The sequence below is a fragment of the Streptomyces clavuligerus genome (assembly GCF_005519465.1).
GTDB lineage: Bacteria > Actinomycetota > Actinomycetes > Streptomycetales > Streptomycetaceae > Streptomyces > Streptomyces clavuligerus.
The window spans coordinates 6,188,792-6,203,304 of record NZ_CP027858.1 but is presented as its reverse complement, the minus strand read 5'-3'; the positions used below and the strand labels follow the sequence as shown (position 1 = coordinate 6,203,304).

Genomic DNA, 14,513 nt, shown 5'->3' with positions numbered 1-14,513 from the left:
CGCGCGGGGGTTGATCAGAGGGCGTCGGCGATGAGCGGGACGAGATGCTCGGCCGCCCAGGTGTTCCCGATCGGCCCGCCGCTGCTGATCGCCCACAGCAGGTCCCCGCCGTCGTCGGTCTTCGGCGGGAGCTGGACGAAGTTCCCCGAGGACACGGCGCCGAGGTTCCGGAAGAGTCCGCGACCGGTCAGCTCCCGCATCTCCCTGTCGTGCGCCGCCGCGCTCTGCCCGAGCAGCAGCACATCGGCGTCGATCTTCGACAGCAGTTCGTCGCTCACCGTGGCCTCCCGGGCGAACTCCCGTGCTCCCGGGTTCCTGGCGAAGCCCAGCTCGCCCAGGAACGCCTCCGGCGCGGAGCCGGGCCGGGACAGGTACTGGAGCCCGTTGGCGGCGCCGTAGTTGATCGCCCAGGTCGCCGTGAGCCCTGCGAACTCCGGGTGCTGCTCGCGTATCCGCGCGAAACGCTTCTCGTGTTCGTCGACGACGCGCCGCGCGGCATCGGCCAGATCGAGCACCTCTCCGAGCACACGGACCGAGTCCTGCCAGGGGATGAGCAGTTGCGACGCGGTGTCCGGGCTGGTCACGACCGGGGCGATGGCCGCCAGCCGGTCGTAGTGGTCGGCGAGCCTCACCCCGCCGAGGCCGTCCGTCCATCCGACGGCGACGATGAGGTCCGGGTCGCTCGCGGCGACCGCTTCCACCGGGACCTTCTCGCCCATCGCGAACGCGTAGGTCGCGATGGAGCCGGCACCGTGCTCGCGGAGGTATCCGCCCTCCCCGACGAAGCTGGAGCTGAGGACAGGCGTCACACCGAGCGAGAGAAGCAGTTCCGTGTCGATCGCGTTCGGTACGACCGCCGCGATCCGTTCGGGCCGCTTCTTCAGCACGGTCTCGCCGAAGGGAGATGCCAAGGTCAGCGGGTAGGAGGTGCGGCCTTCGGCGGCGGGCAGCCGACTCGATGTGTCACCGGCCGGCGCCTTCCGGGGCGATGTCGACGTGGTGGACGAGCATCCGGTCAGGGCGAGGGCGGCGGCCAGCGCCGCGCCGGTCAGGGCGGTGACGCCGTTGCGTCGGGTGATGTTCATGGGGGCCGTTCCTGTGTTTCTCGGGGCGGGGCGGGGCGAGGCGCGTGGACAGGGTGGGGCGGCCCGGCCACCGGCGGGGGTGCGGGGCTGACGGGACCGGGCGCAGGGGGTGGTGGGACCGGGCGGCGGGGCAGCGGGCCGGGCGGATCGTTTCCGCTGTGGCGGGCGTCAGGGCCGTTGGACGCGGGGACCGTTCGCGGCCTCGCGTTTCCAGTAGCCGGTGAAATCGATCGCGGACACGGCCATACGGCGATCGCCGACGAGATGCCTGCGGATCGTTCGGACCTCCGACCGCTCACCGGCCAGCCAGGCGAACCACGCGCCGTCCGCCCAGGCCATCGCGCGGACGGCCGCCGACAGCGCACCGGGGCGCGACGGAGCGGACACGTCCCGTGGGAGCCAGGTGATGTCGACCCCCGCGGGACCGCGCAGTCGCTGGATGTGCGTCACGTGCTCGACGTCGATGAACACCCGCCCGCGGGCGCCGCCGGGCAGCTCCTCCAGCAGACGCGCGATCGCGGGGACCGCCGTGTCGTCGCCCGCGATCAGCAGCCGATCGGCGCCCACGGGGATCGGCCCCCGCGTCTTCCCGGGACCGGCGATGTGCATCCGGTCTCCCGGCTCCACCGTCCGGGCCCAGTTCGACGCGACCCCGTCCCCGTGGAGCACGATCTCGACATCCAGCTCCTGTCCGCGCGGGTCATGGCGGCGCACCGTATAGGCGCGGGCGATCGGGCGGCGCCCTTCCGCGAAGGTCACCCGTCCGTCCTCGACGAGGGGCAGGACGGGCTCGCTCTCCCCCGGGTACGGGAACAGCAGCCGGATGTCGTCGTCGAAGCCCGGCGATCCGAACGCGGGCCATCGCGTCCCGTCCACGGCGGTGAACGCCCCCAGTCGGTCACCGGTCAGGGTCACCCGCCGCATTCCCGCCGTGATGTCGACGATCCGGGCGACGGCCAGTTCCCGCAGGGCCACAGGGATCAGGGTCAGCGGGCGCGCGGGAACGGACACGGGGAAACTCCTCGGAAGAACGGGACAGGGCCGGGGAATCAGGGCGTCAGATCGCCACAGGGGCCACTTATGTAAGGCTAACCTTGCTTTTTGGTCGGTAGTTATCCTGAGGCGCAGGTTTCATGGACTGATGACTAACGGCTGACGGCTGACGGCTGACGGCTGACGAACCTTGGACGACATGTGGCCGCACACCAGCGACTCCCGGCCGCGCCGCGCCCGGAGATCCCCGCCGCCCGGGCGGTCTCACCGGGAAACGCCCGCGAGCCCGCCCTGCTCTGGATGCGCACAGGAACGGCCCGCGTACGGACGGCGTCGGAACAACATCGCCTCACCGCGGGCCAGGGCCTCTGGGTGCCCGCCGGTCTCCCCTACGAGATCGATGTCGAGGCGGGTTCCGTCGCGGTTCCGATCTTCCCGGCCGCGCGCTCGCGCCCGACCGCGATCGACCGCCCTCTGCGCGTCGACTTCCCGGACAGCTGGTCCGACTGGCTCATCCATCAGTTCGCCCGCAGCCTCGGCCATCTCCGCGGCGCCGCGGACGACAGCGGCCTGCTCGACCTCGTCGCCGACGCGCGCCCCGCGGACCCGGCGGACGGCCACCGCGGCCCGCTGCCCACCCCGCCGCTGCCCGTGTCGCCCGAGGCCCTCACCGTCGCACGGACACTGCTCCAGAATCCGAGCCACAGCGCGGGAGTCGATGAGCTGGCGCGGTCCGTCAGCGTCGGCGTCCGCACCTTCCAGCAGCAGTTCCTCAGGGAGACCGGGCTCCCCTTCACCCGGTGGCGCACGGCCGCCCGGGTCGCCGCCGCGGCGAGCTACCTCGGTCTCGGGCACGACATCGGCTGGACCGGCCGACAGGTCGGGTTCGCCACGCCCGCGGGATTCACCAAGGCGTTCCGCGCGTACACCGGAGTCACCCCCAGCACGTACAAGGAGCAGCGTCGCGACGGACCGACCGGCACCAGGCCGCGCCCGAGCCCTCTCGAAGCACAGCTCGACGCCCGCGCGCACAGCGGAGCGGACGGCTGGGCGAGCGGGGGGCCGCCGCCGATACCGGCGTCGCGGACCTGGAACCGGATCAACGATTTCCATGTGCTCGTCTGGGCCTGCCGCGGGACCGCGCAGCTCGTCGTCGGCGGACGGAGGCGCCGGCTGCGGCAGGGCGATGTCGCCTGGCTGCCGGCGGGAGTGCGCAACAGCGTGACGCTCCCGCGCGGCGCGCTCCTGCTCCCGCTCGGCTCCCGTCCGGGCCCTTCGGCGACCCTGCCGGGGGAGGTCCTCGTCCAGAGCTTCCCGCCGCAGGCCGAGGACGGCCTCCTGCACACGGCCGTCGCGAACTACAGCTTCGTCCGCCCCGAGGGACACGACCCCAACGGCATCACCCGGCGCTTCCTCGAACTCTCCTCCGCTGCGGCTCTCCCCACGGCCGCCGACGGACCGTCCGCCTCCGCCGTCAGCCGGATCATCGAGGAACTCCGCCGCGCACCCGCGAGCCCGCGCACCCTGGTCCAGTGGGCCACCGCACTCGCGGTGGACGCCCGCGCCCTCGGCCACGACTTCCTCGACGCCACCGGTCAGACCTACCCCCAGTGGCGGGCCCAGCTCCGCATGACCCTGGCCCGGCAGTACCTCGAAGAAGGCATGACCGTCACACGCGCCGCCCGCACCCTCGGCTACGCGGACGCCTCCGCCCTCAGCCGTGTCTTCACCCGTGCCCACGGGATGCCACCGAGCGCGTACCGGCGAAACGGCTGGCAGCACACCGGCGAAGAACTCATCCTCCGTTAGCCGACGAAGCCGGGCACGGTAGGACTTCCGCTCCACCGCGCCACGGCGGCAGCTCATCGGCCGAGGAAGCTCAGCCGTACCTGTCGCTCGACACACGAGGCCAGTGTCTGGGACCGGCTGCACCAGGTACTTCTCACCGAGCTGCACCATGCTCGGAAACTGGGCTGGTCCCGGGCAGTGATCGACGGCTCGCACCGCCAGGCCCGTCGGGGCGGCCCAAAACCGGGCCGGGCACGGTCGACCGTGCCCGGCCCGGCTCGAAGCACCACGTCATCACCGACGTCGGCGGCACGCCGCTCGCCATCACCCTGACCGGGGGCAACCGCCACGACATCACCCATTTGCTGCCCCTGCTCGACGCAACCCCTGCATCCGCGGCAGGACCGGCCGACCACGTCACCGGCCCCGGCAGTTGTTCGCCGACTGCTCTGGAAGCACGGCATCAAACCGGTCATCGCCCGCAGGGGAAGTACCTCACGGATCCGGCTGGGTACTCTCCTATGGGTCGTCGAACGCACAAACACCTGATCCACGGCCTCCGACGCCTGCGCATCCGCTGGGACATCCGCGACGACCTTCACGAAGCCTTCCTGAAAGCCCCCTGCTGCGTGATCACCTACAGACGAACTCAAGCATTGGATTAGGCCCCCATAGGGGACAGTGCTGCTCTCGGTCGACGTGGGATGGGCACAGCATTGGGTACAGCACTGCTGGACTCGATCGCGACGGCATACTCGACATCGGCAGAACAGGCCCCGCCACCACAGTTCATGGCCGGGCGGCGTCGCCGTGGATGGGTGAGGCATACCGGTGAGCAGGAGCGGTGGTGGTCGTGACGCTGCCCCACTGAGGGCAGCTCAAATGTCACCCGCCGACCGAAAACCTGACAGAAGCCGGACAGTAAGGAAAAAACCTGTTGGGACGTTTCAGGCTGCGTCTACCGTGACCTCACCCCATCAGCGACTCGGAAGGTGCACGTGAGCTCGGAGAATACGGTCACCGTCGGCCTTACCCTCATCGACGAGGGCAGCCGCCAGATCGACACCGCCCCAGACGGCATCCGGATCGGGGCCGTGTCCCTCGGGATGTGGCAGGAGGATGCCGTCAGCACCCCGGCGGATATGCGCGACGACTGGGACACCTATCTGATCAGGATCAACTACGAACTGGAGCTGATGCCGGGGCTTCCCCCGCTGACCTGGTTCGAGATCGGGGTGGACTTCGCTTCCGACGCACCTGATCCGGCGTTCGTCGTCGACGCCCTACCTCACGCGGCACCATCACCGCAGCCACGGATGTCGTACACGCTCAACCGCTACTTGGCCTTGGTCCCGACGGACTTCGCCTCCTCGGCCGTCGCCCATCTTCCCAGCACGACGGACGTCATCAACGTCTTCGGTATCGGCCGCGGTACCATCCGGTGGCAGCACAGTTCTTCCTCGGGCGGAGTCCCGGAGGGTGCGCGCTCCGCCTGGGCCGTGCTGGCGGTGCCGAAGGGCCGCATGAAGCAGCGGGTCGACTTCTCCGTACGCTATGCCGTCCATTCGGACAAGGCCATGGACTACCGGCCGACCCAGCAGCCGGTCTCCTTCACCCTGACCCTCTCCGCACCCCCGCAGAGCCGCGACGAAGCCGAGCTGCCGACTCCGAACGAATCCGCCGAGAGGCCACCGGCCAGCCCCCCGTACGTGTTCATCTCCTACGCTCACGACGACGCGAGGCGCAAGGAGAACGCCCTGCGTTTCGGTGAACTGCTGCGCCAGTGCGGCATCGACGCACACATGGACCAATGGGACTGTGACGAGCGGGGGGATTGGAGTCTCTGGGCGATCCGGCACATTCTCGCAGCCGACTTCACCATCGTTCTCGCGTCACCCATGTGCAAGGCCGTGGGCAACGGGAACGTGGACCACCGGACCCACCGGGGCCTGCAGTCGGAGCTGGGCCAACTACGGGAACTCCTGCATACCGACGGCGAGACATGGGTGCCGAAGATCCTGCCGGTCGTCCTTCCCGGTGAACGGGTGGAAGATCTTCCTCTCTTCCTCCGGCCCTACACGATGGACCACTATCGCGTCGACGAGTTCGCTTGTGAGGAGATCGAGGACCTCCTGAGTGTGCTGACGCGACGGCCCCGGCGTACCCGGCCACCTCTCGGACCGGGGACGTGAGAACTTCCAGACTGCCGGACACCGTCGAGTCCTGGACCGGGCGACGAGGGCCGATCAGACCTCGTCGCCCTCGTCCTCCGTGGAAGCGCGGTACTCGGGGTGGTCCTCGTCGATGACCGTGGCCAGGTGCAGCGGTCCGGGCAGTGTCGTCCGGTCGTCCCAGGAGACGGATTGGTCACAGAGCCTCGCGGTGAGCGCGGCCAGTGACTCCGGCGACCACGTTCCGCTGCGGACGACGAGGATCTCGCGGGCTGTGTAGGCATGCCAGGGCACACGCAACTCCGACCTCAGTTCCGTTGGCAGTGTCCACCGCGTGTAGCGGGCACCCCGGTCACCGCCCTTGGACTTGATCGTCACCGATCTCCCCGCTAGCAGCCAGGAGTTCACCCCACTTTCCGCCAAACGGTAAACCTTGCGATCGGGGGCGGCGGGCTGGAGTGGGTCCTTCGGCATGTTGGCCTTCTCCCGGCGCGTGACCGGTCTGCCGATCTCCTTGATATCGGTGCTCAAACGGACCACGGCCACGTCCGCGCCCCGCTCGTGCAGTCCGTCTCCCGGCAACGGTCCCAAACCCAGCTTGCTGTCCTGCAACCCAGGCCACACCGTCCTGGTTGAGCGGGTGTCGGCGAAGATCACCACGGGGATGTCGACGTGGGTCACGGTGCACAGGGCCCGGAGCCTGTCCTCGACCTCCTCGCGTGTGCGTTCTGCCTTCTCCTGGGAACGGCCGAGACGGGTCGTGCCGATGGGTCCGGCATAGAAGTCTGCGGTGCCCTCGGCGGCGCGGACCCATGCCCGACGGCGGTCGCTGTACACGAGGGCCCGCCACGGCTCCAGGGCGTCCGGGTCCACATACATGGCCACCATGATCAGAACGAGTGGCGAGCTACTCTCTCCGGTCTGCTGACGCCGCATGTGGATGCCGACGAGAAGGGCTCTGCGGTCGAGCCGGTTGGGCAGCCGCTCCCCAGTCAGTGCGGTCAGCAGCCGATCGTCCAGCACGCCCGAGGACCGGAGCAGATCGCGCAGGGCCGCGCGGGCGGCATGCTTCTTTGTCTCGGCGCTGCGGTGGCTTGCTTCGTCGGGCAGTTCCAGCGGATCGGTGGCGAGGAACTGGGTGGGTATACCCAGGTGTCCCAGCAGCCGTCGCAGATGTGGCTTGGCATCGAGTGCGGGCCGCTCGGCGGCGGGATGATACTCAGTTTCCAGCCAGGCGGCGACCAGGTGCCCGGGTCCACTGGACAGGCGCAGGGAATCCAGAAGGGCCGCACGGTTCGCCGTCTCGTGAGCGAGTAGATCTGGGCAGTGCCGGGCGAGGATGTCGAGCCGGTCGTTGATCGCCACCGGGGTGGATGAGTCCGGGTCCGGCGACACTGGACGACCTGCCAGTTCCCCGAGTTCGTCGAGCATGCGCTGTCTGGCCTCAGGCGTGCTGTAGACGCAGACCAGCGTCACTCTTTCGTAGCCGGTGGACCCCACTCCGGCGGCCGGTGGGCCGCCTACCGGATAGCGCTTCACCGGGTTGAGCAGCTTGATGCGTCTGTCTGTCTCGTAGGTCAGCGGCACGAGCCCCGGCAGCATACGCACGATGTGCTCGTGCAACCGGAGCATGAACCTCGGGCCCGGCCCGCTACCGAGGGCGTGGAAGCGGCTGCCTGCCATGTGGGGCCGGATCAGATCGGGCACATCCGGGAGTGTGTCGGGAATGCTCAGCGGCAAGAGCTGGCAGGCTTCAAGGATTTTCACGATGGCCGGGTTGAGGTCACTGCGCCACCGCTCTGTCTGCTTATCCAGACTGCGCAGCAGCGGGAGCCGAAGAACCGTCTTACCGGCGTCACCCCGATCGATCCAGACATGCTTGGCCCAGTGCCCCTGGGGGGAGACCCGGGACAGATGGGCGTCAAAGCACACCACCGCGTCATCCACGCCCGCACGTGTGATCAGCCGGGCGCTCACCCTGGCCATGCTGAACGCCGAGCCGCTTCGGTTGACGATCAGATCGCGCCGGTCCCACGCCAGCAGGGACCCGTCCGTGTCCATCCTCAGGGCCAGAGGCGAACGGCGCCCGTCCACCCGGAGGGGTTCGCCGGCCAACTGCCGCGTAATCTGCCAGGCCGCTGTGCGGAAGACCCAGTTCGGGGCGGTCGGGACCATTCCCGGCCGGAACGTCATGAACTCGGCGAACGAACGCTCGATGTCCGGCTCTGGCAAAAAGTCGGCCAGTTCCGCAGTGCCCTCTCCCTTCCGGATATGACGTTCCCACGCACGTACCGCCACCCTCAGTCGGTAGTCGAGGGCGTTGTCCGTGGTCAAAAGCAGCATCCGGCTACCGGTTGCACGTTCGCCGTCGTCGAGATCTTCTTCGCCGAAGAGGCGTACGGGCTGTCCCGTGGCAGTGACAAGCCCGGTGGACAGGGCCGAGTACGGCTGGCGTGAACGTCGTCCCGTCCGGGGCAGGTCGCCCCACACCGCGGCGAACTCCTTGGTCAAAGGGTACGCGGTCACGGTGCCGAGCAGGTCCGCCAGGTTTTCTCTGGGAATGCGATAGGCAAGGGTAATCAGCACGAGGAGGCTCCGGAGCTCTGTTCTTCGGCGTAGGTGAGAAACGCTTCCAGCGTCGTTCCGTAGTACGCACGCATGTCGTTGAGAACGCCGTCCCTGCGCCACTTCTCCCGAAGCTGGAGGATCAACGTGGCGAAATCGGTTCCGCCATGTCCGTCGTGGAAGGCTCCGTCCACCAGATGGAGGACGGCGGGGGTGCCGCCTCGGCGCGCACGGCCGATGAGCTGGACCGCTCCATTGATGATCTCGGCGACCACCCCCAGTTTGACCTCGTCCGGCTGTGCCTGGAAATAGGGGGGCCTGCGGACAATCTCGTCCAGATAGGTGCCGGCAGTTCTCCTGCGTTCGGCGAGTAGGGCCAACGGATCACTGGACGGGCCGCTGTGCTCAGCCAACGCCTTGGCCTGGATGTGTGCCAGCAGTTCGGGAGGCTCGTCGATCAGCGGGATGGGCCGGACGATGAGCCATACGGAGCCCAGGGCGGACCGGTCGTCCCTACCGATGATGTTCACTCCACGCTGCACTCGGCCCAGCGGGGCGATGAGGATGTCCGCACCTTCCAGCTGCGGGAAAGTCTCCAGTCGGTCGGCGGGCAGTTCCCGCCAGCGTCCATTGCCCATACCCATGAAGGCACCGGGTTCATCCTCAGAGGGGCGGACCGCCAGACAGATCCGTGACGCGTCAACACCTGCCGAGAACAGCCCTTCGGCAACCTGACGGGCCGCCAGATATGACGTGGTGGCGAGCAGGACACGTGCCCGGTCCCGGTCTTCGGCTCGCAACCGTTCCAGTTCCGCGCGGAGGTATGTACCCCAGAGCGATCCGGCGATGGTGGTGATCGCTTCATCTCGCGCACTGCCCTCCAGGCCGGAAATCCGACGCGGTCTGATCTCCTCGTCCAGGATCGGGGCAGGAAGAATGCGCACCATGCCGGGGGTGTCGTCGGCGACCCACCAGTTGGGCCTAGTATGCACATGGTGATGCGGGGCGCCGGGGAAGTACGAGGTGGCGGAGAGGCCCAGGACGATCCTGCGGACCCCGGAGTGGGCGAGGGCTGTCGTGTCACCGAGCCCGACGACGTAGGAGTGCGGGTCGCCACCGAACGCCGTAGTCATCAGCTGCGCGGGGTCGGCCCCTGTGTCGTCGAAGTACTCAGTGAAGGCGAAAACGAGCCTGCCAAGCGGTCCGGTCGGGGTCAGCTGCCAGCGGTTGTAGCTCCCGAGGGCTTCAGCGATCTCCTGGGCAGACTCCACTCCCACATCGACGAGCTGCGCGTTGTTGGCCATGAGGCTGTGCAGGGAGATTCGGATGCGTTCAAGGATGGCCCGGCGGAGAATCCGGTTGACCGCCTGAGCACGGTCTCCCTCGGGCACCGCCGTGGTCAGGCGTTCGAGGGCCGCGCGGGCCGTCGCCACCGCAGGTCCTCCGGCACCGGGAGTGACCACGAGGGTGAGCTGCCGGCGGGCCTCGGCGAAACCCCTCGGCGCGTCGGGGGCAAGGTTGGGCGCATCGGGGAACAGGGAGCAGAAGACGTTCATCTGGTCAGCACTCACGTCGTCGGGTTCGACGCCGAACAGTCTTCCGGCAAGCCAGTTGTCCCACCGTCTGGGCACCATCCAGAAGCGGCCGGGGCCGCGTGGGCGGCGGCGTGCGGGACGGCCGGTGGCTCCGAGCCGCGCATAGGTCAGATGACTGACGTAGATCTCCGACAGATAGCGCAGATTGACGAAGGCGTCCCGCACACTCGCGTCGGTCTCTTCGCGGAGCCGCCCGAACGCCTCGCCGAAGTCCCGGTCGAAGTTCCGCAGCGGTGTGTTCGTCCGCCCTGCCTGGTCCAGTACGAGTCCCCGCGCCGCCCGGTCGATGGCGAACTGCTGGAAGAGGTCGACCTCGTCGATGACGACGATCTGGCAGCGGCGCAGCACCAGTTCCTCGACGGTGAGCCGATCACTCTCGCCGTGTCCGTCGTTCACCGGTGTCTGAACTCGGCCGAGCAACAGATTGGCATGCGTGGTGACGACGATGTCCGCCGTGCACGCCTCCCGAGCCTGTCGAGCACGGTCACAGGTCTTCCGCCAGGGACAGGCGACCTTTCTGTCCCTGCCGCGTGGACGCGGACTGCGCAGCTTGGCACACGGTTCGCGGCCCGGCTGCCAGTTGTCGGTGCCACCACTCGCTTCGGCCACTGCGGCGAGTGCGCAGCCGTACCCGAAGCGCCGCCAGATCCAGTCGGCGTCGGGACCTTGCGCCGAGGCTCGGGCGGACGAGGCCTCCGCCACCTTGATCAGCGCGCGCGGGGACATGAGCGGGATCACGCTCTTATCCATGTCTTCATCCAGCAGACGCAGCGCGCGCTCCACTGCGTAGGCAGCCTTGACGACATCCGCGTTGGTAGGCAGTACGAAGGCCACGACGATGCCTTGGGTCACGGCCCAGCAGGCGAAGGTCTCGACGAGGACCACCGATTTTCCGAAACCTGTGTAGGCGAGAAGCTGGTTGAGGGTACCGGCAGTGAGCCGTAGCCCGGTCACGGATGTTCCCTCCCGTGACCGGATCTGCTCGGCGAACTGGTCCACCGCCTTCTGCCGGAAGGTGATGCCGCCGGTGCCGTCCAGGCCGTGGTCGATCCGCGCGGCGATGTCCCGCAGCTCGGAGAAGGGCGCCCAACAGTCGAGCAGGGCGGGGGCGTCCATGAGGGTCGGTGCCGAGACAGTCCGGGCCACATGGTGCGGTCGGATCTCGTAGCGGAAGTCAACGTACTTCTGGCTGCTGCCGTCGAGTCCCGGGATCATCGTGGTGGTGGTATGCGGCCCTGCCTCTGCCGAGGGGAGGCTGCGCTGGCGCCCGGCGTAGAGCACATCGAGGTCGCGCAGGAAGCCGTCGACGAACGCGGGCAGAGGCATCCCGGGCTCTACCAGGAGCCTGCTGTTGCCGTCTCCCGTGTAGTCGTCGGCTGCTCGGCAGCCGGGGATCTCCCCACCTGCCAGCAGGCGGTCCAGGACTCTGCCCGCCGCCTCGGCGTTAGCCAGTTGGTTCGGGCGGCGGCGGAGCAGTTTCGTGAACCGCCTCGCGTCGGCGGCGGACAGAGCAGACCAGCCGGACCAGTCCGCGATGTGGCCGTCGAGGACGAACAGGGCGTCGGCGCGTGTGGTCGTACGTGTGTGGCCCGTACCGACATCGACGGGAAAGAAGCTCGCGGCCAGTCCAATCGCAGCCCCCATCAGCTTCGGGAAGGATCGTGTCCCAGGCGCATCGCTCACGCTGTCCGGCCTTTCCTCAGTGCTCGCCGGACCTCGGCACGGAAGCGTGTCTCCGTCGTGACAGCGAGGAAGGGCAAGGCCGCCCTGACAGCGTCCCACTGGTGCTCATGGGTCTGCGGCAGCAGGACACGTGCCTGCGGCGGCTTCGTACGGAGGTCGGCGATCAACCGGTGCACGGAGCGGTACTCCTTCACGTCGATCCGGAACTCGTGCGGGCCCGCCGAAACATGCAGGTCGTAACTGTCGAGTTCGGGCCACATACGGACCTGAGCCCCCTGTTTCTCCAACGCGCGGCTCAGTCTCAACTCGCTGGCTCCGGGAACCACGACGAACCGCCATACGCCCGCGTCCAGACAGACAGCGTCGTTCACCGGCCGGGCCTCGGGCCTGGCCACCCGTGGTCCCTCGTCGAGGGCGATCAGGCCGGGACGGGAGCGGTGCGCCCTGCCCGGGACGATCCGGAAGACAGACGCGTGCGGACGATAGCGGCAGCGCACGGTCGCGCCCGTAACCTCCATGGGCCAGGCGCAGACCGGACACGGCCACCACCATGCCGTGTCGGGGCCCGCGTGGTATCGCCGCTCAGCGGGGATCTCGGTGTATCCCCGGGACACCACGCGGGCCCCGGTCGTGCTGACGAGTTCGGCGAGTTCCTCGCGGCTTCCGGCCGGGTGGTCGATCAGGAACTTCCTGGACACGACGTAATCCCCCTGGCTCCGCGTCTCAATCAGTGAGGCGAAGGCCTGATGACGGATATGGTCTGCGTTCATGCGTGTCCAGGTCGGGAGCCAAACCTCCGCTTCGAAGGTACCGGCCAGGGGCAGGGCGTATTCGCACACCAGGTCATGTACATCCGGAGTCAGCTGGTCGCGGGAGTCGAGCAGAACCGCGTCGGCGACCACCGAGTCCTCCGTCTCGCCCAATTCTGCGAATGCCAGCAGCTCACCGAGAGGGGCACGGAGACGGTCGACGAGGGCACTCGGCGACGCCGGGCCGCGACAAGGCCCGTGCGCCTCCATGACGACACCGGTCATCATGGCGACCTCACGCAGGGCCGTGGGATACCGCCGCCGTACCGACCAGGCGTAGGCAGCCCGCAACGCCGCGGCGACCACACGACGCCATCGCTCGCCCGCGTCATCCCGCGGCTTCGTGATCCATTCGTTCACGCGGCGCTCCCCTGTGCCCGGTCCGGGCACCACCGGATGACGGGGCAGGTTCCACAGTGCTTGCCCGGGTTGGCCGGGTACTCCTCATCAACGTGCCACGGGCTGGCGTGGTCGGTAACGATCTGGCGTGCCTGCGCCAGCAGCTCATCGTCGTCGCTGTCAATACCGGTCAGCACTGGCCCACTGCCGGTCAAACGCTCCAATTCCACACGGCACCGGGAGCTCCCGTCCTCCGTCGTGCCAGGCACCGCGCCCGCATGGGCAAGCAACAGCGCGAGAGCGAGCTGAGGGTAGGTGACGAGCGGGTCGCTCTCGTCCAGGGAACGCGTGGTCTTGGTCTCCCGGAGGAACCATGTGTCCATCCGCCGATAGAGGAGATCGGTCTTGGCGACGACGACCACGTCGGCCTCCGGGTCATGGACGACGAGCGATCGTTCCGGGTACACCTGCGCGTCGTCGGGCAGCCCGTGCAGCGGACAGACGAGGGAGTGGTCGCCGATCATCTGTGTCCCGAGCCTCGCCTGGAAACCGCTCACTTCCCAGCCGCCGGCCCTCCAGCGCTCCGGTGTGGCCGGCGCGTCGCTCGCTGTGCAGCTTCGGACCGGTTCCCGGCTGTGCAGTTCCTCGATCGCCGTGTGTACTGCCTGACCTCGTACCGTCGCCGGTGTGTTCTCGGCCGCATCGGCTCTGGGCAGAAACAGATCCAGAAGGTACGCGCGCGCCGGGCAGGTCCGATAAACCCGCGCCGTTGTCATGGACCAGGAACGGCGCTGTTTGGGCGTGGAGTCGACGCCCAGGAAGCCGGGGCGGGACGGGACCGCAGGACAGACGTCGACGAGTTGACAGGTGCCGCACTCCGTTCCCGGGAGGTAACCACCGCCCGCCTTCACCGCCCGCACACGTTCGTCTGCTGTGTGGGCATAGTGCTGGTGCGCCTCCTCCGGGGTGCCTTCGAACAGGACGTTACGGGAGGCGTCGACACAGCCGATCTCAACGATCCGGACGTGGACCGCGGGGGTGAACCGCCCCAGCGTGAGCTGCTGCTGAGGTTTCCACGGAGAGCTGAGAACCGGTCTGGCGCCCGCCAGGACCGCAGCAGCGAGCGCGGTCTCCGCCCGTTCACCGTCCGTGGGGTCCCCTGTGCCCTTGTCGACGGACTTGAGCCGTGGAATGCGCAGTTCGCGTACTCCATCGCCCTCATAGCGCCGACCGCTCACTGTCTCTTCGTATACAACGGCGATGCCGTCCTCCACGTCGGTACGCTGCCTGGCCCACCGGCGCGATACCGGCGCCAGCGGCACGCACTCCGCCACGGCCGCCAGATAACCGCGCACGGCGTGCTCCGTCCACTGGACCAGGCCGGGGTGCGGCGGTCGGCGGTGGGGACCATGCAGCCACTTCGCCAGGGCCTCTTCCAGCGAGAGCTGATCGAACTCGATCAGGTCGAGAACCTTGTGCAAGGGG

9 protein-coding genes are annotated in these 14,513 nt (G+C 68.5%); 3 read left to right on the top strand and 6 right to left on the bottom strand.

Annotated elements, in window-relative coordinates; genetic code table 11:
* Positions 1 to 14: 14 nt before the first annotated feature.
* Together CRV15_RS26165 and CRV15_RS26160 are read right to left on the bottom strand one after the other, a co-directional pair.
* Positions 15 to 1,085 carry an ABC transporter substrate-binding protein gene (locus tag CRV15_RS26165; protein WP_003959493.1) on the bottom strand — a complete coding sequence of 357 codons (1,071 nt, stop codon included), beginning with the start codon at positions 1,083 to 1,085 and terminating at the stop codon, positions 15 to 17.
* Positions 1,086 to 1,253: 168 nt separating this feature from the next.
* Positions 1,254 to 2,096, bottom strand: a complete 843-nt coding sequence (locus CRV15_RS26160) for a siderophore-interacting protein (RefSeq protein ID WP_003959494.1) — start codon at positions 2,094 to 2,096, stop codon at positions 1,254 to 1,256.
* Between the two features lie 282 nt (positions 2,097 to 2,378).
* Between CRV15_RS26160 and CRV15_RS26155 the strand changes: the two genes are divergently transcribed.
* From CRV15_RS26155 to CRV15_RS26145, 3 genes are all read left to right on the top strand, one after another.
* Complete coding sequence (locus CRV15_RS26155) at positions 2,379 to 3,887, top strand: helix-turn-helix transcriptional regulator (RefSeq protein ID WP_003955307.1); 1,509 nt, start codon at positions 2,379 to 2,381, stop codon at positions 3,885 to 3,887.
* Positions 3,851 to 4,531 (top strand): transposase, encoded by a 681-nt coding sequence (locus tag CRV15_RS37920; protein ID WP_368860953.1) that lies wholly within the window; start codon positions 3,851 to 3,853, stop codon positions 4,529 to 4,531. Before CRV15_RS26155 ends, CRV15_RS37920 begins: the two co-directional genes overlap by 37 nt.
* A gap of 333 nt (positions 4,532 to 4,864) precedes the next feature.
* On the top strand, positions 4,865 to 6,058 hold the full coding sequence (locus CRV15_RS26145) for a toll/interleukin-1 receptor domain-containing protein (RefSeq protein ID WP_009995315.1): 1,194 nt from the start codon (positions 4,865 to 4,867) through the stop codon (positions 6,056 to 6,058).
* A 54-nt stretch (positions 6,059 to 6,112) separates the two neighbouring features.
* Here the strand turns inward: CRV15_RS26145 and CRV15_RS26140 are convergent, their stop codons facing one another.
* From CRV15_RS26140 to CRV15_RS26125, 4 genes are read right to left on the bottom strand one after another with little or no spacing between them, the layout of a single operon-like run.
* A complete protein-coding gene (locus CRV15_RS26140) occupies positions 6,113 to 8,623 on the bottom strand; it encodes an RNaseH domain-containing protein (protein ID WP_003955311.1) in 2,511 nt (836 codons plus the stop codon).
* Entirely contained in the window at positions 8,617 to 11,880 is a 3,264-nt protein-coding gene (locus CRV15_RS26135) for a hypothetical protein (RefSeq protein WP_231406003.1), read from the bottom strand. The genes CRV15_RS26140 and CRV15_RS26135 overlap by 7 nt, the downstream gene beginning before the upstream one ends.
* Positions 11,877 to 13,049 (bottom strand): pPIWI_RE_Y domain-containing protein, encoded by a 1,173-nt coding sequence (locus CRV15_RS26130; protein WP_003959498.1) that lies wholly within the window; start codon positions 13,047 to 13,049, stop codon positions 11,877 to 11,879. Before CRV15_RS26130 ends, CRV15_RS26135 begins: the two co-directional genes overlap by 4 nt.
* On the bottom strand, positions 13,046 to 14,509 hold the full coding sequence (locus CRV15_RS26125) for a PD-(D/E)XK nuclease family protein (protein WP_009995318.1): 1,464 nt from the start codon (positions 14,507 to 14,509) through the stop codon (positions 13,046 to 13,048). The genes CRV15_RS26130 and CRV15_RS26125 overlap by 4 nt, the downstream gene beginning before the upstream one ends.
* Positions 14,510 to 14,513 lie beyond the last annotated feature (4 nt).